The following is a 23,193-nucleotide window of genomic DNA, read 5'->3' as shown; positions in this document are numbered from 1 at the left end:
ATCATGCAAAAAGTCGTTCTTGCCACCGGTAACCCGGGCAAAGTGCGCGAACTCGCCGACCTGTTGGCCGATTTCGGGCTGAATGTGGTCGCGCAAACCGAACTGGGCGTAGAGTCTGCCGAGGAAACCGGCCTGACGTTTATCGAAAACGCCATCCTCAAAGCCCGTCACGCGGCGCAAATCACCGGCCTGCCGGCGATCGCCGACGACTCGGGTCTGGCGGTAGACGCTCTGGGTGGTGCGCCGGGCATCTATTCTGCACGCTACGCGGGCGTTGACGCTTCTGACCGGCAAAACCTCGACAAACTGCTGGTGGCACTGAAAGACGTACCGCAAGGCCGTCGTGGCGCTCAGTTCCACTGCGTGCTGGTGTATCTGCGTCACGCCGAAGACCCAACACCGCTGGTGTTCCACGGCAGCTGGGCCGGTGAAATCACCGACAGCGCGGCAGGTGAAGGCGGTTTCGGCTACGATCCGATCTTCTACGTCCCGGAACTCGGCCGTACCGCCGCCGAACTGAGCCGCGACGAGAAGCGCGCGATATCGCACCGTGGCAAGGCGCTGAAACTGATGCTGGAAGCCATGCGCAATGCTTAAGCTGCCTCCGCTGAGTTTGTACATCCATATCCCGTGGTGCGTGCAGAAATGCCCTTACTGTGATTTCAACTCGCATGCGTTAAAGGGCGAAGTTCCGCATCAGGAGTATGTCGATCACCTGCTGGCGGATCTGGATGCCGATCTGCCGCTGGTCGCCGGCCGTGAAATCAGTACCATTTTTATCGGCGGCGGCACCCCCAGCCTGCTGAGTGCCGAAGCCATGCAATCGCTGCTGGACGGCGTGCGGGCGCGTATTCATGTGGTTGATGGCGCCGAGATCACCATGGAGGCTAACCCCGGCACCGTGGAGGCCGATCGCTTCAGCGGCTACCAGCGTGCCGGTGTGAACCGCATTTCTATCGGGGTCCAGAGCTTCAGCGCCGAGAAGTTAACCCGTCTGGGGCGTATACACGGCCCGGAAGAGGCCAAACGCGCAGCGCATCTGGCCACAGGTCTCGGCCTGCGCAGTTTTAACCTCGATCTGATGCACGGTCTGCCGGACCAGTCGCTGGAAGAAGCGCTGGACGATTTACGCCAGGCGATTGCCCTAAACCCGCCGCACCTGTCGTGGTATCAGTTGACCATCGAGCCCAATACCCTGTTCAGCTCACGCCCACCGGTGCTGCCGGACGACGACGCACTGTGGGATATTTTCGAGCGAGGTCATGAGTTGCTGAGCGCCGCCGGTTATCAGCAGTATGAAACCTCGGCCTATGCCAAGCCGGGCTATCAGTGCCAGCACAACCTCAACTACTGGCGCTTTGGCGACTATCTGGGGATTGGCTGTGGCGCACATGGCAAACTGACCTTTAGCGACGGCCGCATTCTACGCACCGCGAAAACCAAGCATCCGCGCGGTTTTATGCAGGGCAAGTATATGGACAAACAGCATGAGGTGACGACGGCAGATCGGCCATTCGAGTTCTTTATGAACCGTTTCCGCCTGCTGGAGGCTGCGCCGCGCGCCGAGTTCGTCAGCTACACCGGACTGGATGAAAGCACTATCCGTGCACAGCTGGACGAAGCACTGGCGAAAGGCTATCTGGAAGAAACGCCGGAATATTGGCAGATCACCGAGAAAGGCAAGCTGTTCCTTAACTCGCTGCTGGAACTGTTTCTGGCGGATGAATAACAAAAAGCGCTGACAATTCAGCGCTTAGGTTGCTGACAAAGCAGGAAAAAGCGTGGTTTTTCCTGCTTTGTGGTGAGCAGCTGAAAATCAATAAATTGATTTTCCTGATTTTTATTTATCGGCCTCTACTCGCTCTGGGCAGGAATGAGGTTTGTCATCAGTCTGAGCGCTGACAATTCAGCGCTTTTTTTTGGTTTTAATCTGAGATAATCGAAAACAAACTACCCGCGCTGATTTGATGTTACTTCAAAGCATTAAGCAGGTCTTTACGCTGGGCTTCCAGACCGGTAACACGGTTACACACGTCGTGGCCGAAGTTCTGGAAGTCCTGCTCCTGATTGTTCCATTCGTTCTGAATCGCTTTTTGCAAGCCACCCAGATTGCCCATGATCGCCTGCAACGGATTGCCGCCGCTGTTGGCCGCCTGCTTGACGCCCATCTCGTTCAGGCTGTCCTGCAACACGCCGCCCATGCTCTGCTGCACCAGGTTACGGCCATCCTGCTCAACCTGATCAATCGCCTTGTGGTGGAAGGTCAGGCCGTCGCTGCGGTGTTCGATAATGCGGTTCATCTGCTGTTTAAGCTGGTCATTGAGCGTAGTCAGGCGGTTGCGCACGTTGCTGTCGCTGCCCAACTCCTTGACGATCACCTTGTCCAACGCCACGCGCGCTTTTTCCAGGTGCTGCTGCGCGCCCTTGTCGATCCACGGCAGTTCCTTACGCAATGCGCTCTGGTAGCTAAAGGCCTTCTGCCGCTGGCTGTCATTCAGGCTCAGGGCCTGACCGTTGCGGGTCACATCGCCATCCGCTGAAATTTGCAGGTTGCCGCTGGCTCCCGTCACCTGCACGTTCTGCGGGCTGATAATCACGTCGTCCTGGGGTTTAACGCTGCACTGATATTCGGCATGTGCCTGTGAAGCAGTCAACAGCAGTAAGGCTAACCCGGTTTTCTTTAACATATTTTCTCCTGACTCCCTTCCGTGGTGGGATTAAAAAATCGAACGGCTGATCCGTTGAGACAACAGTTCCAGCGCCGCAGTTCCCGCCAGTGAGTTACCTGAGGCATCCAGTTCCGGCGACCAGACGGCGATCGACAGCTCATCGGGAACGATGGCGACAATGCCGCCGCCGACACCGGACTTGCCCGGCATGCCCACGCGATAGGCAAATTCCCCCGCGCCATCGTACATGCCGCTGGTCATCATCAACGCATTAATCTGGCGCGCCTGCAGCGGGCTGATCACTTCACTCCCGTTAAGGTCACGTCCCTGATTGGCCAGGTAAACAAAGCTGCGTGCCAGCTCCAGACTGCTCATCCGCAGCGCACAGTAGTGGAAATAGGTTTGCAGCACGGTGAGCACGTCGTTTTCAAAGTTACCGAACGACTTCATCAGATAGGCGATGGCCGCATTGCGATCGGAGTGTTCAAACTCGGAACGGGCGACCCGCGAATCATAGGCCAGGTCTTCTTCACCCGCCAGTTGGCGCACCACTTCCAGCATGCGCTGTTTGGGGGCGCTGAGCCGCGTTTGCAGCATGTCGCACACCACCAGCGCACCGGGGTTGATAAACGGATTGCGCGGCTTGCCCTGCTCCATCTCCAACTGCAGCAATGAGTTGAACGGCAGACCGGAAGGCTCTTTGCCGACCCGTTGCCAGATCTCGTGCTCCTGATAGCGCGTCAGCGCCAGCGTCAGGCTCAGCACCTTGGAGATTGACTGAATAGAGAAGCGCTCGGTGGCGTTACCGGCCTGGAACATTTCGCCATCGACGGTGCAAACGGCGATCGCCAGACGATCGGACGCCACTTCCGCCAACGCCGGAATATAGTCCGCCACCTTGCCCTGGCCAATCAGCGGGCGCACCTGTTGCAGGATATCTTCCAGCAACGCGTTATCCAATGTAGTTACCACCGCGGTCACACTCCGGACAAAATAAAGGTGCCGTTAAGGCACCTGAGACTATTGACAAAGAGGGGGGAAAAACGTGGTTTCCCCCCTCTTTGTGGTAATCAACCGAAAATCAGTCCCACCAGATATCGAACAGATCGCTAACCTTAACGTCGCTCAGCTTGCGCGCTTCCAGCCATTTTTTGACCAGTTCGCGCTGTTCGTCGGTGCAATGACCGATAGTCTGCAGGCAGATCAAACCTTCCCACTGCAGGTAGCCACTGCCGTCAAACGCCATACCGTTTGGCTCAATCACTTCGTCGATGAAAGCGTCCAGCGTGCCGTCGATATCTTCAACTGCGGTGCCTTCGGCAAAACGCCATGCTACGGAGAAACCCAGCTCCTGAAACTCTTCAATGTGTAACTTTTTACGTAAACGACGACTGCGGTTCTTAGCCATTATTCTTTCCTCTCAAACATCAAATCCCAAACGCCATGTCCCAGACGCTGGCCGCGTAATTCAAATTTTGTCAGTGGGCGTGAATCCGGGCGCGGCACGTAATCATTATCGCTGGAAAGATTACGATAGCCTGAGATCCCGTTCATAACCTCTAACATATGTTCTGCGTAAGGCTGCCAGTCGGTGGCCATATGGAATACGCCGCCGACTTTCAATTTGCGCCGCACCAGTTCCACAAACGGCGTCTGTACAATGCGACGTTTGTTGTGGCGCGCTTTATGCCACGGATCGGGGAAGAACAGCTGCACCATGTCCAGCGAACCGTCCGGGATCATATTCTCCAGTACCTCAACCGCGTCGTGACACATCACGCGCAGGTTGCTCAGTTCCGCTTCGGTAGCGTCGGCCAGGCAGGCGCCCACGCCCGGCGAGTGTACTTCAATCCCCAAGAAATTCTGCTGCGGGTTATTGCCCGCCATGGTCACCAGCGAGGCGCCCATGCCAAAACCGATCTCCAGCACGGTCGGCGCATCGCGCCCAAAAAGTGCGGTGATATCGACAGGTTCAGCCTGATACTCCACGCCCATCACCGGCCAATAATTGTCCAGCGCGTGCTGCTGACCTTTGGTCAACCGCCCCTGGCGGCGGACAAAACTGCGGATACGGCGCATCGCGCGGCCGTTCTCATCAAATTCTGGGGAGATGACGTCATTAATCATAGTGCTTTCTGTCTGTTTGGCTGCCAATTAGGGAAACGCGCATTATGCAAAGATACATTGGTTTAGCAAGTGTTCATCTTGTGTACCTGCCGTGCTGCGTCGGAAAGTTCCGGTTTACAGCATCATGACTCTATGCTGCAATCGCGCTTCATTTACTGCTGGATATTGAATCTGCTTATGATGCAAGCACAACAGTTCGCACAGGTGGTGCTTGACTGGTACCAACGTTACGGCCGCAAAACCCTGCCGTGGCAGCTTGATAAAAACGCCTATAAAGTATGGCTCTCTGAGGTCATGTTGCAACAAACTCAGGTTGCCACCGTGATCCCTTACTTCGAGCGCTTTATGGAACGTTTTCCCAACGTGCGTACACTGGCAGAAGCGCCGTTGGACGAAGTGCTGCACCTGTGGACCGGCTTGGGTTACTACGCCCGAGCTCGCAACCTGCACAAGGCCGCGCAGGCTATTGTCGCACAGCACGGCGGCGAGTTCCCGACAACCTTTGAAGAAATCCACGCTCTGCCCGGCATTGGCCGCTCAACGGCCGGTGCAGTACTGTCATTGGCACTCGGCCAGCATTACCCGATCCTCGACGGTAACGTGAAACGCGTGTTGGCTCGCTGCTATGCAGTCGAAGGCTGGCCGGGCAAAAAAGATGTCGAAAACCGGCTGTGGCAGATCAGTGAAGACGTCACCCCGGCACAGGGCGTCGGCCAGTTCAATCAGGCGATGATGGACCTGGGGGCGATGGTCTGTACCCGCTCCAAACCCAAGTGCGAGCTGTGTCCACTCAACCTGGGCTGCATCGCCTATGCCCATCACAGCTGGGCGAAATACCCCGGTAAAAAACCCAAGCAGACTCTGCCGGAAAAAACCGCCTACTTTTTATTGCTGCAACACGGCGAACGAGCCTGGCTGGAACAACGCCCGGCCGTCGGCCTATGGGGCGGCCTGTTTTGTTTCCCGCAGTTCGGCGAACGCGAAGAGATGGAACTCTGGCTGCAACAACGCGGTCTGAAAAACAATCGTCAGCAGCAGTTGACCGCATTTCGTCATACTTTCAGTCATTTCCATCTCGATATCGTGCCGATATGGTTGGAGATGAACGACGCGGCTGCCAGCATGGATGAGGGTGCCGGTCTCTGGTATAACTTGGCGCAGCCGCCATCGGTCGGGCTGGCAGCGCCGGTTGACCGCCTGTTACAACAGTTGGCAAAACAGTCACCACGCCCGCAGGGTTTATTTGGCGATAGCGCCATTGATGAGGAATTAGCATGAGCAGAACCATTTTTTGTACCTTCCTGCAGCGCGATGCCGAAGGGCAGGATTTTCAGCTTTACCCAGGGGACGTTGGCAAACGCATCTATAACGAGATCTCGAAGGAAGCCTGGGCAGAATGGATGAAAAAACAGACCATGCTGATCAACGAGAAAAAACTGAACATGATGAACGTGGATGACCGCAAACTGCTGGAAGCGGAAATGATCAAGTTCCTGTTCGAAGGGCACGACGTGCACATCGAAGGCTATACGCCACCGAGCGAATAACGCTGTTGGGGCCAGGCGCTGGCCCTCTTCAATACTTCCCGTATACGGCTTTAAGATGAAGAAAATTTTAGCTTTGCTAGTGATAGCGCCTTTGCTGATTTCCTGTTCCGGCAAAAAAAGTGAAGAAGTTAACGAAGCCCTGGTCAAAGACACCAACGGCTTTGAGATCCTGATGGGCCAATTCGCCCACAACATCGAGAATATCTGGGGTCTGAACGAAGTTCTGATCGCCGGGCCAAAAGATTACGTTAAATACACCGACCAGTATCAAACCCGTAGCCACATCAACTTTGATTCTGGCGCCATCACCATTGAAACCATCGCCACTACCGATCCTGCCGCCCACCTGCGCCAGGCGATTATCAGCACCTTGCTGATGGGGGACGATCCGGGTTCTATCGATCTGTATTCCGACGTCAACGATATCCAGATCAGTAAAGAGCCGTTCCTGTACGGCCAGGTGCTGGATAACAAAGGCGCGCCGATCCGTTGGGAATGGCGTGCGGCGCACTTCGCCGACTATCTGGTACAAACCAAGCTGCAAAAACGCACCTCCGGCCTGCACGTGATTTACTCGGTCACCATTCAACTGGTACCAAACCACCTGGACAAGCGTGCGCATAAATACCTGCCGATGGTCCGCAAGGCATCGGAGAAGTACGGGGTTGAAGAGTCGCTGATCCTGGCGATTATGCAGACCGAATCGAGCTTTAACCCGTATGCGGTGAGCGGTTCGGATGCGTTGGGCCTGATGCAGGTGGTACAACACACCGCCGGTAAGGACGTATTCCAGATGCGTGGCAAATGGGGTAAACCAAGCCGCAGTTATCTGTTCGATCCGGAGAACAATATCGACACCGGTACCGCCTATCTGGCCATTTTGCAGAACAACTATTTGGGCGGCATCCAGAACCCAACCTCGCGTCGCTATGCGGTGATCACCGCCTATAACGGCGGGGCGGGCAGCGTGCTGAGAGTGTTCTCCAGTGACAGAACCCGCGCGGTGGGCATCATCAACGGCATGCAGCCGGGCGATGTCTATCAGACGCTGACCACCAAGCATCCGGCCAGTGAATCGCGCCGCTATCTGGTGAAAGTGAACAACGCGCAGAAGAGCTATCGACGCCGTTAATCACCCCGGTCAGGGCGGTCTCTCGCGTCGCCCTGACCACCAATATCCCTAAGCGATACTGTAACCATTACGACCAAGCTCCTTGGCGCGGTACAAAGCCTATTGCTTGATCATATAACCGAAGATACGTTTCCAGCCGTGATCCTTTTTCTCGATATACACGCCCTGTAGCTCCGGTGAAAAACCGGGCAGCCGGTTGATACCATCTTCCAGCGCCAGGAAGTAACGCTGCACCGCCCCGCCCCACACTTCCCCCGGCACCACGCACAGCACGCCCGGTGGGTATGGCAGCGCGCCTTCCGCCGCAATGCGACCTTCCGCCTGGCCAATCGGCACCAGTTCGACGTTGTCGCGGATAAACTCCACGTTGGCATCCTGCGGGTTCATCATCACCTGCGGGAAATGACGCTGGCGGAACATTTCTTTCTGCAACTGTTTAACGTCAAAGCTGACGTACAGGTCATGCATTTCCTGACACAGCTGGCGAAGGGTATAGCCGCGATAGCGCTGTTCATTCTTGCGATACACCGTTGGCAGCACCACGCTCAGCGGCGCGTCTTCTTCCACATAGCGTTCGAACTGCACCAGCATCTCCACCAGTTGCTCCATCTTGGCCGGGTTTTCCGCCGGAGTCAGCAGGAACAGGATCGAGTTAAGATCGCACTTCTCCGGCACTATGCCGTTCTCACGCAGGAAGTTGGCCAAAATGGTCGCCGGTACGCCAAACTCGGTGTACTGGCCGGTAGCCGCATCAATACCCGGCGTAGTCAGCAGCAGCTTGCACGGATCGACCAAATACTGATCCTGCGCGTAACCTTCAAAACCGTGCCATTTTTCATCCGGCACAAAGTTGAAGAAACGCGCATCGTTGGCGATGAGATCGGTGTCGTAATCCTGCCAGTTTTTACCCGCCACCTGCGGCGGAATAAACGGCCTGAGCTGCGAGCAGCGTTCCAGCAGTTGTTTACGCGTTTCGATACCCAGCTTCACGCAATCCAGCCACATGCGGCGACCGGCGGCCCCGGCATGCATCTTGGCGTTAACGTCCAGCGCGGCGAACAGTGGGTAAAACGGGCTGGTAGAGGCGTGCAGCATGAAAGCATTGTTGAGGTGCTTGTGGTTGCAATGGCGCTTCTGGCCCTTAATGTGGTCGTCTTTCTTGTGGATTTGCGAGGTCTGCGAGAAACCGGCCTGCTGCTTGTGTACCGACTGGGTGACAAAGATACCCGGATCCAGTTCATCGAGCTCCAGCAACAGCGGCGAGCACTCTTTCAGCATCGGGATAAAGCCTTCGTAACCCACCCAGGCCGAGTCAAACAGAATGTAGTCACACAGGTGGCCGATGGTGTCGATCACCTGGCGGGCGTTATAGATGGTGCCGTCATAGGTACCGAGTTGAATAATCGCCAGACGGAATGGACGTGCCATATTGGCCTTTTCTGGTGCCACTTCGCGGATTTGCTCGCGCAGGTAACGCTCATCAAAGCAACGTGAATCAATACCGCCAATAAAACCAAACGGATTACGCGCGGTTTCCAGGTATACCGGCGTTGCCCCAGCCTGGATCAACGCACCGTGGTGGTTGGATTTATGGTTGTTGCGATCGAACAACACCAAATCACCACGGGTCAGCAAAGCATTGGTCACGACCTTATTGGCGGCAGAGGTACCATTAAGCACGAAATAGGTTTTATCGGCGTTGAATACCCGTGCAGCATGCTTTTGCGCATCCTTGGCCGAACCTTCGTGGATCAACAAATCGCCGAGCTTAACGTCGGCGTTGCACATGTCGGAACGAAAAAGCGTTTCACCGTAGAACTCGAAAAACTTCCGGCCGGCCGGATGCTTACGGAAAAACTCGCCGCCCTGATGGCCCGGGCAGGCAAAGGTTGAGTTTTCCATTTCCACATAGGTTTTCAGCGTTTTGAAAAACGGCGGCAACAGCGCCTGTTCATAGGCATCGGCGGCAGCTTCAAGCTGAGCCATATAGAACGCCTTGCTGGCGCCTTCCAATGCAAAAACACCGCTGATCAACGGCAGGTAGTCCGGAGAGAGATGCTCGTCCCCTGCCACCGCCACAAAGGTCGGGATCTCGAACCCGGTCGCTTTGAGCTGCGCCAGATGACCTGCGTTAACGTCATCCACCGACACCACTAACGCGGCCACGTCGGTGTAGTCCGTTTGCTCGATGCGGACGACCTGGCGCAGTGTTTCAATGGTGGCAACCAAACTGGCGCTGGTGGCTATTTTCAATTCTTTCATTGTGCTAACTCTCAAACGGTTAAGGATGAGGGTGTGCCACGAGGCACGATGATGAGATAACAAAGGTTATCTCGGCAAATTGATGTCCGGCGTGAGCGCATAAAGCGCAAGCGTGACCGGCTGACTCTCTTAAGATTATCAGGTAACTATCGGGGACTGGTATCGGCAGCGTCCGATAGACATCAGTAAAAGCAGAGCCGCAGCTCTATTTTTAACAATGCCTAACAGCGAGCATCCGTTAGCCTTACCGCATGGCAAGCTGGACGTTTTTGACCGATTGCGTTCGGGAAAGGTAACGACGGAATGGCGGCATCCTCAGATGTCTGGTACGCAGTGACGCTTGAGTAACAAAACCAGTCATGACTGCAACCTCTGACTTAAATGAGCGGGAGCGCCGTTAGGGGACGTAGAGTGCTAAAATTTGCGCAATGATTGCATGTTTTTTTATGAGGTTCAAGTGACAATGATGCTGATTTAATTACGAGGAGATAAAGCGTAACGCATTGTTAATTAAAAAATAAAAATAAAAAACAGAAAAATCAAAATGGTATAAATAGACGATTTTTTTGCATATCTATTACCAAACAACGCCACTGACTCTCACCTGCCCCAGTTTCCATTGCATGAAAATAGAGCAACCGATCGGCTTTGTGACAGAAAGCGATTGACGATTTCCGGCCAATAGGGTTAAATGCGCCCCGTTGCCCGGATAGCTCAGTCGGTAGAGCAGGGGATTGAAAATCCCCGTGTCCTTGGTTCGATTCCGAGTCCGGGCACCAAATTCATATCAACGGACCTCCACGGAGGTCCGTTTTTGCATTCTAAGCCCGCCAAAATCAACACTTCTACAATCCCTTAGCGCCACCCAACGCAATCAACTTCAACCCGCATCAGGTCCCTTGCGAGGGTACAACTAAGTGTAGTTGATCAGTCATTCAGGACACCTCGGAATCCTGTTAATGTTAAAACAGTGAAAATGAGGTGATGCATGATCAAAACTCGTCGGACTAAACGCACCTTTTCCCCTGAGTTCAAGCTCGAAGCTATCGAACAGGTTATTAAATATCAGCGAGATGTACGGGAAGTCGCGCAGGCACTCGAACTCAATCCTGAGCATCTGCGTAAATGGATACGGCTGTATAAGCAGGAACTTCAGGGGATTGAGCCAGCTGGTAATGCTATCACACCTGAACAACGCGAAATTCAGCATGTAGTGATGTGATGGATGCCCCTCCCTAAGGTTGTCAGTGCCATACTTTTACTGACTGCATTAATCCGGGAGTTGGACTGCCCCCCCCCCCGGTAGACGACACTGCCCTCTAGTTCGCCGAGAATAGTTTTGACAAACGAACTCCGTCCTATGATGACAGTATCCACATAGTCAGCCTCAGAGCCGCCCCCCAGAACATCGCACAAAGCAACAGGGTGCCGATCCAGATACTCCTACAACTGAGCCACCAATCCTGGCTCAACCATCGAGCATTCAATGTACTCCAGCATCGACAGACACGAACCCATATCATTCTTCTCCTCCTGAGATATGTCATCTTGCATAATTGGCGTAAACCAAATGCTCAGTAAATCCGGCAATAGCCTCATTTTCACGCCGACAAATTTAACAAACCCTGCCCCGAAACCGACAACCATTTGCCCACTTCTCTTGTAGGCCAAAACACAAGGACGCCATATACGCCTGCACTTAAGCAGACCCACGCTCTCCGTGCCTTCATCTGTTTGCTCTTGAAGAGAATTGGTCGGAAAAAATACGGCACGGTACCGATTTCATCAGAGTATGTTTGATTCAGGGAGTCGCACTTTACGTCTCTCGCTCCGGGTTCTGAAAAAGGCTCTATGGTTTTTCATCGTCCCTTCTCGCCGAATCAGTAATAAAAGAGCGGGACATCGGCGCAAACCACCGCAACAACGCCAACACGTTCTTGGCTCCGAGCTTAAATAGAGCGCCGGACCTATGGTTATAAATTGTTTTCGTACTGACACAGTGAACGTGCGCTTGTGCGCGAACGGATATTTCACGCAACGTTTGCGCCAACACTCGTAGTTCGCCTCGGGTAAATACCCGTGTGGGTTTACCAGGCGATATTTCGTTAAACCCTTCTTCCGTCGAGGACATAATGAGCTGACATAATTTCGCTGGTGCCTGCCGGGCATCCACGACGCGTACTGCGCTGCTTGGCCCCACACTTCGAAGAATGCGACGAACAACCTCGGGTTCAATATGCGATAACACCACGATGCGTGGGTAACTCGCCACGGTAACCTCCCCCAATTCCAGCAACAAAGCCAACGCGGCCTGAGGCGCCATCGGCAAGCGTACAACCAGAAGAGCCTGTGCCAGTTCTCCCCTTTTGCGATAGCTTGTCATTATGTATGGGGAAATGCTCGACAGCAGTCTCGTCAACGAGTCGACGGCCATGACACTCCGGTTGCCTGAGTTTGAAAAATACTGCTGCAGTGCCGCCAGCAACCCAATTCGCCCGTAACAACAGTCATCGACAAGGGTCACCTGCCAGCACATTTTGGCGAGATGCGTACCAGCCGGCGTATCAAAGTGCTCCGCCGCATCCGTCGGCAAACCAACCCCCCTGCTCGTCTGCGGATAAAATGTATTCATGCAACCTCCTGTCCATTACAATGAGCGGCCCCTCCTGAGATAACAATGTTCGCCACCCAGACACGCAACAAGCAGGAAAAACCGAGAGTGGCCTGTCAACACTCCATGCCCCGAATAACACACCTCTATCCCATCTCCCGCGCCTGTCACCCATACCGCACGCTTGTTCGTTGGCCGTCATGGGTAGCACTTTTTTACCGCTTTTTGGGAAATAATATGAACAACGTCATTAACAATGACCTGCCATTGCCTCCCATTATTTTCAATGGGGATTTTAAAATAAAAAAATTTTCACGGCTGACATTATTAAATCAAACTTAAATTTTAAGAATACATTCCGAGCTTGATTCTTAAAAACGTTAATTTCCAAACATATTATTAACTTCATTAATCCCATTGAAACAGTAATAAACCGACACCCCGCCACGCACATTTTCTATTACAGCACTACGTTGTTATTAAAAAATCCAATCGAAAATTTACGACCATAATTTTACAATGGTATTATTTCAGCTTTACATTATTTTCTTGCCATATCGAATGGATAATTGAGCACGCAAGAAATTTGCCATTTTGTAATGCCATAAGATGCTATAAATATCAGGCAGGGCGCAGCCTGCCTGACAAAAACTCGTTTAAAAGTTGTACTTCACCCCAACCATCGCGGCACTGTCGTTATAACCTGCATCCCCCATCTGCACACCAACGTTACCCCAAAGATTCAGGCGCGGGTTAATTTGCCCTTCAAGCCCAACTTTAGCTTCGGCGAGATTGCCTGCCCCGTTTTGGCTAACGGTATTGTCATCCATTTTGGTCGCAAAATCGCGCGTATTGTGCAACCAGTTCAGTTCTAAATAAGGTTGGAATTGACGCTCCTTGCCGTTATCACGTGCATGGTGACCTTTAAGGTAAGTTTTAATGCCAAGCCGAGTCATGATGTTCCCATCCCCCTCGCCGCTGACCTGAGTTCCGTTGGCTTCCTGATGGCTATCCGCCCTTACGCCCATCCATACTAACTGGGCCTGTGGCTGAACAAACCACTGATTAAGCGTGCCCTGACTACCCAGGAATTGCCCAAGTTTCCATGTATAACCTCCTTCCAGCGAAGCGGTAATCCCATGAGATTTATATCTTTCAGTCGTCAACTTATCGCCGCTCACTTCGTTATTGAACCAGCTGTACTGTAGCCAGCCATCCAAATAGGCACCGGTACGATTTTCATTGTTGGCATACCAGGTGGCATAACTCCCTATGCTGTAACCATCCACTGAGCCTTTCGATCTGTAACTGCTGACCTGATTCCGGGAAGTGCTGTGGTTGTTGCCATAACCCGCCATAAGGCCAACGTGCCCGCGATTCAGCCCATCAGTGCTCCAACGACTTACATCGCCGCCAATCTGAACCATATACCGGTTACTTTGGGTTTTCATCTGCCCACTACCATCACGCCAGGCATTATGCCCGCCGACCTGACGCAGCCACAGGCTGGTCACCTCCTGTTGGCCAGTCAGCGCATCGATATACTGGGTTTCCCCCAGACGATCGTGCAGAGTCATCATAAACAGGTTATTAGCCGCGGCCAGGTTAGCCGTGTAGCTTCCTCCTTCCGGGCGAATGACTGAAGCTGTTTCCGGTTGCGGATCTGGTGTTGGCTCGGGATTGATCACGTTACTGCTCAGATACCAACTTTCTCCTTTTTTGACGAGATCGTAATCATAAGCGCCGGCAACGATACGATCCATTTTGACAAAACGTCCCCAAGAAGTACCGCCGACATCAACGATTTTTATTCCCTCAACAGTCTGTGCACCTTGGCCGCCAAGATTATTGATGAAAACGTTAGTGGTTCCCTGCTGCACATCTCCGCCGACAATCAGTTTATTCGTCGACGAATCGTCGCTTCCCAGCACACTGTTCATTATCAGCGTCCCGCCGTCGCCGGTATAATTTCCCGTCACTGTCAAAGTGTCGAATTTGTTAGGCGCGGAAAAGACAACGGTACCGTTATTACTGAGTTGCCCAACGACAGAATTGCTTGTCATATTCCAGTTACTGCTACTATCCAGCGCCAATGAGGTGGCGTTATTTACCACGCCATTCAGTACGGAACCTGAGGTAAGATTAATTACGGCGGTATTTCCCGGATCCGACACCACAATATCGCCATTTAACTTACTGTTTGTCGCATTGAAAACTACGTTACTGTATATGTTATTTGTCGGATTAAGAGCATCTTCATAGTTGCTGACGGTCATAAGCTGACCATTTCCGCCGCTAAGAACGGTATCTTTCACCTCCAGTGCAAAATCGGTCGTCTCGACAGCTATCGCCTGCGCCAGCTCGCTTTTAAGCGTCACATTATCGAGTGATACTTTATTGCTGAGCGGAGAGGTTGAGGAGTAGCCATTGACATATAGTCCATATGCCTCCTCACCTGAAGTGGTAATATGGCTGTCGCTAATGTTCAGCGACCCCGCGCGACTCCACAGCCCAAACCCCTCCTTACCGGAGGTATCGATCAGCACCTTGCTTGCGGTTATTTGCGATCCAGGGTAGGCCGATAAACCCGGCGCAAGCTCGCCATGTGTAACAATGTTGCTGTCAGTCAGGCTTCCCACACCGCCAAGCGCCGTGAAAAAGCCCGCGCTTCTTGCTCCTGAGGTAGTAATAGACAGGCCATCACCCCGCGCCTGATTTTCGGTATATATGCCGTAGGCATTGTCTCCCTGCGTTTCGAGAGTACTGTTTGTGAGCTCGGCAGTCCCTTTTTGCGCATTTACTGCGATAGCTCTCTCACCGACAGTAGTGATATTTGCTTTATTCATCAATAACGAAGAGCCCTTTGAGGCGATCCACACTGCATCACTGTAAGCCCCCTGAGTGGTAAACTGCCCTCCCTCAACATTAATGCCTGCAGCCATATTGGCATTCAATGCATAGCTCTGGTTACCCGTAGTACTGACGGCAACATTATCCAGCGCCAATCTCCCCGCCATCACCCTGATGGCATCCCCTCCAGCGGTTGCAATAATACTGTCGGTAATGTGAGCGTTTGCGATGCCCTGAGGCGTGGACCAACTACCATCCAAGGCCAGCCCCAGCGCATTATTTTGAGCCTGAATATCTATCTTGCTCAACACAGCTTCACCGTTGTTCGCCAGGTAAATCCCGGTGCCGGAACTCCCACTAACGTTAATTTGTAAATCTCGTCCGATAAATTTACTGTCGTTGTTCCAGACCCCAACGCCGCGAATCCCTGAGCTATTCAACTGTAGCCGGGTACCTGTAAAATTAGCGCCATTTTTCGCCTGAATAATGAAGGCTCCATTAGTACCGTTTTCAAGCGTCAGATCATTCAGAGAACGTACTGTACCATCAGCAATAATAGTGTCGTTGTTGGCCGCCCGCACATAAGAACAGGGTGAAACCAATACGGGTGAAATATACAGCGAGCTGAATAATAACAAGCCAAAATTCCATTTGTTATTGGTATTATAATGCATCGTCAACTCCTTTTTCCAATTTAGTAATTATAAGCACAAGGTATTTCGTTCACCACATCCACACTTCGCAATAAACGAAGCATATCTATAGAATTCAGCTTGATTTTCCGCGCCCATTTTTCGAAAGGCGCTTCTATAATGGGTACGTATCGTTTTGCGCGAACGATTAAGTATTCTTGATATTTCAGCACTGTTATATCCCTGTCCTATAAATATCATTACGTCATTTTCGGTATCAGAAAGTTGAGCGTACTTTTTCAACCCAAACTTCCAATAAACCTCTTCCTTATTGATAAAATCATTATAATCAGCATGGGCTATCTCAAGTATCTTGCATATTTTCATTGAGATATCATTTAGAGTTTTACTTTTTGGCAAGAAAGGGACATGAATGGTTATTTTCTCTGACCTTTTACATACAGCCTCATTGTGATTAGTATGATTTTTATTAAAAACATTGATCGTTACCAGTTCATCATGGAAGATAACGTTAGCGATATCCTTATTATTCTCCTGCGATGGCAATAAGAAAAGGACCTCATCTAATAAACGATAGCCTGGGAGATATTTTAATATTAAAAGACTCAGTCCCGAAGTTTGGTAAAAATTATAATCCATTAATAATATCTTTAACATGCTCCACCCCCATGTGTTATGTTCTCCATTCGATATGTAACGATCAGCTACATCCGCCTCCCTGTAGCATCCGGTTACACGCGGGCATGGCAGACCGCAACATAAGACCAGATACGTTCCGATAACACTTTTCGGTCATAAAACACACTTAGGGCAAGCTCGATACAGCGGCAGTTTTTTTTCACTAATGCGCCCTGTTTTCTCCGCATTATTATTACTTTCTAACGGTATTAATTTTCAGAAAAAATTAATACCGCCGATTTCTTAACAATTCATTGTGACTTTTTAGTTGCCTGGTATTCTGCTCCGGCACCAGAATACGGCCTTGCTCAGACGTGATGACGCTGCCTGATTAGTTCGCCTGGTGTGAAGTAGGATAAGCCAACTTCCCATACTGTCTACCGCGCCTTAAAAGCATGTTCTCATTGAGATGGAAGCTCAACACAGTCCTACTTAGACATCCTTATTATTACTATTTTTAATTACGCCCCCTTATTTGAGATGGCAAATTTATTTTAATTTACTATGATAATAGAATCACAATATTTATTAACCTATCTCCTCCTATGAGATTTTCCTCATTCTATATCCAACCCCCATAACGATCAAATATATTTAAATTCCATTAAAACCAGAATAACATATCGTTAATAATTAAAATTTAGAACAAAAAACCAACATCATTAAGCCACATAGTTAATAAGACAATAATCACTGGGATTTTTCTATACTTTATAACTAATGAATTTTAGAACATTCTGAATTTAGGAAAAACGGCTAGGAAAATAGCCCAGCCAAATATCCCAACCTGGTGAAGATATTAAAAGGGCTTTAAGAGGGCTATAGCAACTTTAAATCTACTTTTTCCGACTCAAAGTCATAACGGCCACTCATGCATAAATCAACCGGATGGGGTTTCCAGTAAATCAATCCCCTAATTTCGAATAGAATGACAGCATGTCTAGGTAAAGTATCCTTTTCCTGCAATGAGCGCACGAGTAGCGTTTCAGGGATAATACGTGGCTCAAAACGTAGTATTGTGTTACGAATTATTTTTTCTGTAAAATTCCAGTTTGAGTGATTTTCCTGAATACCAATCAGCGCAGGAACACCATAATTAAGCACAGACTCTATTATGTTTTTATGTCGTTCTTTATCCAGGGTATCTTCGATATTGGTATGATTAATAAGATCGACAATATCCTTCTGAACCAAACTGCGAATCCTTTTTATATCAATAGGTTTTTCACGGTCATCAGGAATTTTAGGGGTATAGTCCAGTAAACGTTCCAACAAGGTCGGAAGATATTGTCGATTCTTTTCAAAAAAATTATCCGAATGCAATGTCGCCAACTTCCATAATTGATTGTTCACTGAGGTTAGTAGTCAGAACCTTGCGCCCACTGCCGGTGAAGAGAATATCGGACAACGTCGCCCATTCAGTTTTTAACCCCAGCTTACAATCTTGTGAATCACTTTGATTAACAGGGTAACGCGCCGGAATAAACCCATAATAAATTTCCCCATCGACTTTAATGGTCGAAGGTACCCACAGGAGATCGAGTAAATCTACAGGCTTTGAGACGCTCAACTGCTGTAGAGAAGCAAAAGGCAACCAGCGATATCCCCCGGCACAAATAAACTCGCAAACCGGTCCAAGGCGGCTGTCGCTATCCGCGATCCAAGAAAATTCTCCCAATGTATCGCTTTTTCCGACACTTTCCGGCGCAAGTTCAAATGCTTCCTGGCGAGATACCCTCGCCTGTTCTGCTTTCCCCGTATAGTGTTCCACATTTGCTTGCTGTAATTTCTCCATCCATTGCAGAGTATCCCCTTGCAAAGTGGCCGCCTGACGCTCTCCGGTTAATACCTGCATACGCTGCATTTCACTGAACACCAAATTCTTATACAGCTCGATCCGCTTTTGTGCGCCTTCATCCAGTAGCATCAACGTCTGAAGCTGCAACAATGCCTTATCCCACAGTCCTTGAATGCAATATAATTTAAACAGTACTTCCCTCGCTTTTAGGTCCTGCGGGTGCTCTTTTACCTGAGCCAGTACCTGTGCAAAAATTTCATCCAGCGAGGAGATTTTTAATGCCTGGGTGAGAAAAGTTAAATCCTGCATAATGATATCTCCTTTGATTAGTAATAAGAATCCAAACCAACTTTGTAAAAGTCCTGAAATACCAGTTCAGGAACTTTATATTTTCCTTTGGCGACGATATGTTCGGGAGAAAGGGCTTTGAGAAGCTCCACTTTATCTTCTTCATTGAAGATATCATCCGAATACTCCCCCACCTCAAGTTCAGGCCATACTTTTTCCATCAAAAAATCCTTTGCGACAATGCATTCGGTTAAGGTTTTTTCTTTAATTTTCTCCCTGATACTGTCAAAACGGTGATCCGTTTTGATTATATGCTCAGAATGATCGCTGCTCCCATCGTAACGCCCACCATCCAACTCCCTCCAGATAAGGAAACGTTTATATTCCACCTCCAATGTCTTTAGAACATCATTTCCTTTGTCCTGGGCCAGTACCACGTCGTCGAAATAACGCAGATCATTAATATAATTCCCCCCATTGGGGAGAATGTCCTCAACTTCAGGGATCTTGTTTGCCGCCAGCCATGCGCCATTCGGATAAATAAGCTCATAGAACCCCGCCTCATCCACTTCGTCAGAGCCAGTCGTCGTTACCAACTTAAAATGGCCAACCTGTATTTTACTTTTATCTCTTAGCGGGTGAACGCTTCCATACTGAAGTTCAAGGCCATCGAGTCGACAAACGTGGTTGGCGCATAAATTCAGCATCACAGGCCGGACCATATCCCAGTAAAAAGCAACAGTATCCTGTTCCCGATCTTGACTATGAAACCTCCCACTGGAGACATCTAAAAAAATAGCATTATCCACTGTGAAATCACCTGACAATGCAACAGAGTGGCACGATGACGGCCACTCAAATTGAATGTTCATGTCGTCAGCCGCCTATGTATACATCACAAGACCCCGTGACCACGATAGCTCCGCACCCCGTCACATCACCAAGCCGCGCTGCCGAAAAACCATTAATGAAAACCGAGCAAGACCCCGTCACAACAGGAGCAGCGCAGTGGAATGCACAAAGCGCAACACTTGCGCAGACCATTGCCGCAGGCTGACAATTAATATAGACATCCCCGGAACCAGAACATATTACACCGCCGTGGGCGGTAACATCTCCGACTCGTCCTGCATTTTGCATAAACTCCCTCCTTGATAAAACACTAAGAACGACAGCGGATGCACTCCGCCGTCTGTATAAATGAACCGTTAACGCACAGTGGCTGTGGCACTGCCAGTCTGCGTTTGTGTTTGCGTCTGCGTTTGCGTCTGCGTTTGTGTCTGCGTTTGTGTCTGCGTTTGTGTCGGTGTCGGTGTCGGTTTCGGTTCTTCTGTTTCCGTCTGCGTTTGTGTCTGCGTTTGTGTCTGCGTTTGTGTCTGCGTTTGTGTCTGCGTTTGTGTCTGCGTTTGTGTCTGCGTTTGTGTCGGTGTCGGTTTCGGTTCTTCTGTTTCCGTCTGCGTCTGCGTCTGCGTCTGCGTTTGCGTTTGCGTTTGCGTCTGCGTTTGCGTTTGCGTTTGTGTCGGTGTCGGTTCTTCTGTTTCCGTCTGCGTTTGTGTCTGTGTCGGTTTCGGTTCTTCTGTTTCCGTTTCCGTCTGCGTTTGTGTCTGCGTCTGTGTCTGTGTTTGCGTCGGCGATGGTGTCTGCGTTTGTGGCGGTGTCGACGTTTGTGGCGGTGTCGACGTTTGTGGCGGCTTCGGATTCGGCTTCGGCTTCAGAACAAGTAATGGTGGCAAAGGAAGCACCACGCCGAAGAGCGAGCAAATCGGCGGTAATCCCGGCAACCCAATCAACCCGAAGCATGCAAAAAGGCCACCGCCACAACCGCAATGGTGGCCACAACAATCACCGGGATTGATATCGACCTCCCCTCCCTGAATAACGACTTTGCTGGAACCAATAATTTTGATTTTATGGGCCGCGATGATCAACTCACCCCCTGCAGTGAGAGTCATTATCCCACCCGCTATCATGGTGCTCAGCCCTCCAACCGCAAGTGAGTGACAGCCTCCAACATTGACTTGATGAACGCCACCAACAGAAAGAGAGTGATATCCCCCGACTGCAGTTGTAAACGCTCCTCCTACATTGATCCCTTTAGCTCCAGCAACGTTGTCGCTCTGGCACCCACCGACTTGAATGGCCAGAGCCCCTCCGACTAACGAACTGCTGCTCCCAATCACATCAGACATATAGTTCGCGCCGACAAACAGATTTCTTGATACCCCCACATTGACATTAGAACTCAGACCAATAGTCTGAACCTCATTTTTTTTAGTCAAGCGGTTCATATTACGTTCGGCTTGTTCCCAGTACTGCTCACGACCTGGTTTATCCTCAAAACGAATGCCATTAAAATTGCTGCGGCCACCACCGACGGTGCGGCTAATAAACCCACTCTGGGTCGCATTAGCGGGTAAATCCCAAGGCGGCCTCGTGACGTTGTTGTAAAGGCTGCCAGTAATCAGAGGCCTATCCGGATCGCCATTGATAAAATCGACGATAACTTCATGCCCAATACGCGGAATGTAAATCCCGCCAAAATTATTGCCTGCCCAGGCCTGACTAACACGTAGCCAACAGGAATCAGACTCACGGTTTTGGCCATAACGATCCCAGAGAAAACGCACTTTTACCCGACCATATTCATCCGTCCATATCTCCTCGCCCGGGGGCCCTACGACAATGGCCGTTTGTGGCCCACTGGTTTTAGGTCTGTCCACGGTCATCGGATGACGGTAAATTTTAGTGGTTGGCTGAACGGTAAAATCGCAGCTGTAGCGGAATTCGTCCTTCGAGGCTAACTGGTCTATTTCCTCAATCAACAGGTGGCTGCGCAGTACCATGTATTCACGATTCGCTTTTTCGACGGGATAATTCGTCAATTCGAAATCGCAACCGCAGGCAATGCCGCGCAATTCGCCGGAACCTTCGCAACGCGAACCTAAAGCTCCCCGTTCTTCCATACGAACGCGCGCCAGCTGCTCGCCGATATCCGGCTGTTCATAATCGCCGGGCCAGTGGAAGATCTCCATCTGGTTAAAGCTGGTCTTACGCGGCTTGCTATCCAGTGCCATAATATCCGCGCGCGACTTGGTAAAATCATAGTCATTGGTAACCCATTTCCCGGAGGTAATCGTTTCCTGGAAATGAAACTGGTTGATATATTCCTGATCCATCTTAGGAAGATCGGGAGCATACTGAATAACGTGGTAGGCCCCGCTAGGGAAGCGCTTATGCGCGCCGACGTTATCAACTAAAATCAGTTTATGATTCCTTCCGCTATGCTCGAAAAACCAGTAAATACCCCACTCTTCCATCAGGCGTTCAATAAATTCGAAATCTGTTTCCCCATATTGAACCTGAAAATCGAGCTGAGGGTAGTTCCCCGCCAAACGCTTTTCAACGGGGAAATTATAATCACTCAGCACTTCTTCAATAATATTCACTACCGTTTTCTGTTGGAATATTTTGAAATCTGCGGTTAATTCCGCGAGATGAAGCCAGGGCCGAATTATCAGCTCATAAAGTGCCTGATTGCCATCACGCCCCACATAGCGAGCTTTCTGTACTATGCCAGAAATTTCGCGTACGTCTTTGCCAATACCGATAATCTCGCCCAACCCGTTGCCATCGAGTTCAATTTCAACGGTCATTTCTTTGCCGATCAACGATTTCAGATCGACATTCGACGCCGCCTGCCATGGAATAAGCGGATTAGCGGGCGTTTTAGCGGTAATCGCATAGGAATAGAGTGAAGAAAGCGACTCTTCACCCTCCAGCTTTGAGATTACCAACGCCGGTTCTCCAAGCAAAAACGGCATCGCCGAGCTGCTTAATTTTATAGTACGTGGCATATGATCACCTACTGCGTTGTGAATATCTTAAAATGATGCGTTAGGCGGTTTAGCCTCAGCGCTTCGTAACGAAATTCTCTGCGAATCTAATATGTTCCCGTGCCGGCTTTGCCGCCAAATCCAGATGCTCTCCTCCTGCTGAATACAGTCGGGCCAGTTTTTCCACGGCATCACCTCAACACCATCAATACTCCGAATGTGATAGTCTTCCTGAGTCCCCTCCCTGAGTAACACCTGCGAATGATTTTTAAAGCGCCAGGCAGGTGTCAAAACAAAGGATTCCCAGAAAGGGGAATACGATCGTTTTAACGATTTGACCCATTGCCACAGCGGCCGCCAGTTATTTTCGGCAAAATCACTTTTCTGCACGTTATTTAAAATCCTTGCTGCCCAGAACGTCAGCGGAAAATCAGTGTGCATATTTTTCTGCAACCACCGATAAGACACCACGCTATGCACGACAACAAGTGACGTTTTTCCCTGCTCACCACGAAGCACCATAAATGCACCGACGTAGTGATATTTCCCCCGCCGTGCGGTGGAGGAAATAACAAAACACCACGGATAACTCTCCGATAAATACCCCTCCAGCATTGAGGAACCTATGTTTGGCAGAATCTGCTGGGTAATAATGGAGCGTATTTCCCGCTGCCGTTTACCCAACCGGTGAAATGGACCCACGCGCGATTCATCAACAAGTAAATACAGACGTAGCGACATAGTT

General features: G+C 50.5%; 19 protein-coding genes, 1 tRNA gene and 1 pseudogene. 7 read left to right on the top strand and 14 right to left on the bottom strand.

Going from position 1 to position 23,193, the window contains the following annotated elements:
* Nucleotides 1–3 precede the first annotated feature (3 nt).
* Nucleotides 4–597: an XTP/dITP diphosphatase gene (locus ACUTQ5_RS13950; RefSeq protein WP_445651752.1), complete on the top strand. Its 594-nt coding sequence runs from the start codon at nucleotides 4–6 to the stop codon at nucleotides 595–597.
* Complete coding sequence (hemW, locus tag ACUTQ5_RS13945; RefSeq protein WP_135318006.1) at nucleotides 590–1,729, top strand: radical SAM family heme chaperone HemW; 1,140 nt, start codon at nucleotides 590–592, stop codon at nucleotides 1,727–1,729. Before ACUTQ5_RS13950 ends, hemW begins: the two co-directional genes overlap by 8 nt.
* A gap of 241 nt (nucleotides 1,730–1,970) precedes the next feature.
* On the opposite strand, the gene ACUTQ5_RS13940 is transcribed toward hemW, so the two are convergent.
* The 4 genes from ACUTQ5_RS13940 to trmB all read right to left on the bottom strand — a co-directional run bounded on the left by ACUTQ5_RS13940 (nucleotide 1,971) and on the right by trmB (nucleotide 4,796).
* Nucleotides 1,971–2,687 (bottom strand): YggN family protein, encoded by a 717-nt coding sequence (locus ACUTQ5_RS13940; RefSeq protein ID WP_445651751.1) that lies wholly within the window; start codon nucleotides 2,685–2,687, stop codon nucleotides 1,971–1,973.
* Between the two features lie 30 nt (nucleotides 2,688–2,717).
* Nucleotides 2,718–3,641, bottom strand: coding sequence for a glutaminase B (gene glsB, locus ACUTQ5_RS13935; RefSeq protein WP_445651750.1), 924 nt, complete (start codon nucleotides 3,639–3,641; stop codon nucleotides 2,718–2,720).
* A gap of 109 nt (nucleotides 3,642–3,750) precedes the next feature.
* A complete protein-coding gene (locus ACUTQ5_RS13930; protein WP_261092587.1) occupies nucleotides 3,751–4,077 on the bottom strand; it encodes a YggL family protein in 327 nt (108 codons plus the stop codon).
* A complete protein-coding gene (gene trmB / locus ACUTQ5_RS13925; protein ID WP_037416729.1) occupies nucleotides 4,077–4,796 on the bottom strand; it encodes a tRNA (guanosine(46)-N7)-methyltransferase TrmB in 720 nt (239 codons plus the stop codon). The genes ACUTQ5_RS13930 and trmB overlap by 1 nt, the downstream gene beginning before the upstream one ends.
* A 132-nt stretch (nucleotides 4,797–4,928) precedes the next feature.
* Here trmB and mutY point away from each other — a divergent pair, with 132 nt between their 5' ends.
* The 3 genes from mutY to mltC are packed head-to-tail and all read left to right on the top strand — an operon-like array spanning nucleotide 4,929 to nucleotide 7,475.
* The gene (mutY, locus tag ACUTQ5_RS13920; protein ID WP_445651749.1) at nucleotides 4,929–6,074 is read left to right on the top strand and encodes an A/G-specific adenine glycosylase; all 1,146 of its coding nucleotides are present in this window, start codon (nucleotides 4,929–4,931) and stop codon (nucleotides 6,072–6,074) included.
* Complete coding sequence (locus tag ACUTQ5_RS13915; protein WP_061807913.1) at nucleotides 6,071–6,343, top strand: oxidative damage protection protein; 273 nt, start codon at nucleotides 6,071–6,073, stop codon at nucleotides 6,341–6,343. Before mutY ends, ACUTQ5_RS13915 begins: the two co-directional genes overlap by 4 nt.
* A 55-nt stretch (nucleotides 6,344–6,398) precedes the next feature.
* Nucleotides 6,399–7,475: a membrane-bound lytic murein transglycosylase MltC gene (mltC, locus tag ACUTQ5_RS13910; protein ID WP_261433129.1), complete on the top strand. Its 1,077-nt coding sequence runs from the start codon at nucleotides 6,399–6,401 to the stop codon at nucleotides 7,473–7,475.
* A 99-nt stretch (nucleotides 7,476–7,574) separates the two neighbouring features.
* On the opposite strand, the gene speF is transcribed toward mltC, so the two are convergent.
* Entirely contained in the window at nucleotides 7,575–9,737 is a 2,163-nt protein-coding gene (gene speF / locus ACUTQ5_RS13905) for an ornithine decarboxylase SpeF (protein WP_445651748.1), read from the bottom strand.
* Between the two features lie 703 nt (nucleotides 9,738–10,440).
* On the opposite strand from speF, the gene ACUTQ5_RS13900 reads away from it, so the two are divergent.
* Nucleotides 10,441–10,516: transfer RNA gene (locus ACUTQ5_RS13900), tRNA-Phe, on the top strand.
* 209 nt (nucleotides 10,517–10,725) lie between these two features.
* Nucleotides 10,726–10,950, top strand: a pseudogene (locus ACUTQ5_RS13895) (transposase); the annotation flags it as partial.
* A 636-nt stretch (nucleotides 10,951–11,586) separates the two neighbouring features.
* Here ACUTQ5_RS13895 and ACUTQ5_RS13890 read toward each other — a convergent pair.
* From ACUTQ5_RS13890 to ACUTQ5_RS13850, 9 genes are all read right to left on the bottom strand, one after another.
* Complete coding sequence (locus ACUTQ5_RS13890; RefSeq protein ID WP_445651747.1) at nucleotides 11,587–12,369, bottom strand: hypothetical protein; 783 nt, start codon at nucleotides 12,367–12,369, stop codon at nucleotides 11,587–11,589.
* Between the two features lie 635 nt (nucleotides 12,370–13,004).
* On the bottom strand, nucleotides 13,005–15,872 hold the full coding sequence (locus ACUTQ5_RS13885) for an autotransporter outer membrane beta-barrel domain-containing protein (RefSeq protein WP_445651746.1): 2,868 nt from the start codon (nucleotides 15,870–15,872) through the stop codon (nucleotides 13,005–13,007).
* A gap of 27 nt (nucleotides 15,873–15,899) precedes the next feature.
* Nucleotides 15,900–16,508 carry a helix-turn-helix transcriptional regulator gene (locus ACUTQ5_RS13880; RefSeq protein ID WP_445651745.1) on the bottom strand — a complete coding sequence of 203 codons (609 nt, stop codon included), beginning with the start codon at nucleotides 16,506–16,508 and terminating at the stop codon, nucleotides 15,900–15,902.
* Between the two features lie 840 nt (nucleotides 16,509–17,348).
* Nucleotides 17,349–17,852: a type VI secretion system baseplate subunit TssE gene (locus tag ACUTQ5_RS13875; RefSeq protein WP_445651744.1), complete on the bottom strand. Its 504-nt coding sequence runs from the start codon at nucleotides 17,850–17,852 to the stop codon at nucleotides 17,349–17,351.
* Entirely contained in the window at nucleotides 17,839–18,636 is a 798-nt protein-coding gene (locus tag ACUTQ5_RS13870; RefSeq protein WP_445651743.1) for a type VI secretion system accessory protein TagJ, read from the bottom strand. Before ACUTQ5_RS13870 ends, ACUTQ5_RS13875 begins: the two co-directional genes overlap by 14 nt.
* Before the next feature lie 17 nt (nucleotides 18,637–18,653).
* Nucleotides 18,654–19,487, bottom strand: coding sequence for a TagK domain-containing protein (locus ACUTQ5_RS13865; protein ID WP_445651742.1), 834 nt, complete (start codon nucleotides 19,485–19,487; stop codon nucleotides 18,654–18,656).
* A gap of 4 nt (nucleotides 19,488–19,491) precedes the next feature.
* Nucleotides 19,492–19,755: a PAAR domain-containing protein gene (locus ACUTQ5_RS13860; RefSeq protein WP_445651741.1), complete on the bottom strand. Its 264-nt coding sequence runs from the start codon at nucleotides 19,753–19,755 to the stop codon at nucleotides 19,492–19,494.
* A 68-nt stretch (nucleotides 19,756–19,823) separates the two neighbouring features.
* A complete protein-coding gene (locus ACUTQ5_RS13855) occupies nucleotides 19,824–22,469 on the bottom strand; it encodes a type VI secretion system Vgr family protein (RefSeq protein ID WP_445651740.1) in 2,646 nt (881 codons plus the stop codon).
* A gap of 27 nt (nucleotides 22,470–22,496) precedes the next feature.
* Nucleotides 22,497–23,189 carry a T6SS protein Cts1T gene (locus ACUTQ5_RS13850; RefSeq protein ID WP_445651739.1) on the bottom strand — a complete coding sequence of 231 codons (693 nt, stop codon included), beginning with the start codon at nucleotides 23,187–23,189 and terminating at the stop codon, nucleotides 22,497–22,499.
* Nucleotides 23,190–23,193: the final 4 nt, after the last annotated feature.

It is taken from the genome of Serratia sp. NA_112.1 (assembly GCF_052691715.1).
Note: the sequence above shows the minus strand (reverse complement) of the source record. Positions and strands in the feature narration are given on the sequence as shown.

Excerpts from the sequence above, each read along its gene's own strand:
- ACUTQ5_RS13890 (WP_445651747.1), bottom strand. The coding sequence starts at position 12,369 with ATGAATACATTTTATCCGCAGACGAGCAGGGGGGTTGGTTTGCCGACG.
- mltC (WP_261433129.1), top strand. The coding sequence starts at position 6,399 with ATGAAGAAAATTTTAGCTTTGCTAGTGATAGCGCCTTTGCTGATTTCC.
- ACUTQ5_RS13930 (WP_261092587.1), bottom strand. The coding sequence starts at position 4,077 with ATGGCTAAGAACCGCAGTCGTCGTTTACGTAAAAAGTTACACATTGAA.
- ACUTQ5_RS13870 (WP_445651743.1), bottom strand. The coding sequence starts at position 18,636 with ATGCAGGATTTAACTTTTCTCACCCAGGCATTAAAAATCTCCTCGCTG.
- ACUTQ5_RS13865 (WP_445651742.1), bottom strand. The coding sequence starts at position 19,487 with ATGAACATTCAATTTGAGTGGCCGTCATCGTGCCACTCTGTTGCATTG.
- ACUTQ5_RS13940 (WP_445651751.1), bottom strand. The coding sequence starts at position 2,687 with ATGTTAAAGAAAACCGGGTTAGCCTTACTGCTGTTGACTGCTTCACAG.
- speF (WP_445651748.1), bottom strand. The coding sequence starts at position 9,737 with ATGAAAGAATTGAAAATAGCCACCAGCGCCAGTTTGGTTGCCACCATT.
- ACUTQ5_RS13850 (WP_445651739.1), bottom strand. The coding sequence starts at position 23,189 with ATGTCGCTACGTCTGTATTTACTTGTTGATGAATCGCGCGTGGGTCCA.
- ACUTQ5_RS13885 (WP_445651746.1), bottom strand. The coding sequence starts at position 15,872 with ATGCATTATAATACCAATAACAAATGGAATTTTGGCTTGTTATTATTC.
- ACUTQ5_RS13860 (WP_445651741.1), bottom strand. The coding sequence starts at position 19,755 with ATGCAAAATGCAGGACGAGTCGGAGATGTTACCGCCCACGGCGGTGTA.
- ACUTQ5_RS13915 (WP_061807913.1), top strand. The coding sequence starts at position 6,071 with ATGAGCAGAACCATTTTTTGTACCTTCCTGCAGCGCGATGCCGAAGGG.
- mutY (WP_445651749.1), top strand. The coding sequence starts at position 4,929 with ATGCTGCAATCGCGCTTCATTTACTGCTGGATATTGAATCTGCTTATG.
- ACUTQ5_RS13855 (WP_445651740.1), bottom strand. The coding sequence starts at position 22,469 with ATGCCACGTACTATAAAATTAAGCAGCTCGGCGATGCCGTTTTTGCTT.
- ACUTQ5_RS13880 (WP_445651745.1), bottom strand. The coding sequence starts at position 16,508 with ATGTTAAAGATATTATTAATGGATTATAATTTTTACCAAACTTCGGGA.
- hemW (WP_135318006.1), top strand. The coding sequence starts at position 590 with ATGCTTAAGCTGCCTCCGCTGAGTTTGTACATCCATATCCCGTGGTGC.
- trmB (WP_037416729.1), bottom strand. The coding sequence starts at position 4,796 with ATGATTAATGACGTCATCTCCCCAGAATTTGATGAGAACGGCCGCGCG.
- ACUTQ5_RS13950 (WP_445651752.1), top strand. The coding sequence starts at position 4 with ATGCAAAAAGTCGTTCTTGCCACCGGTAACCCGGGCAAAGTGCGCGAA.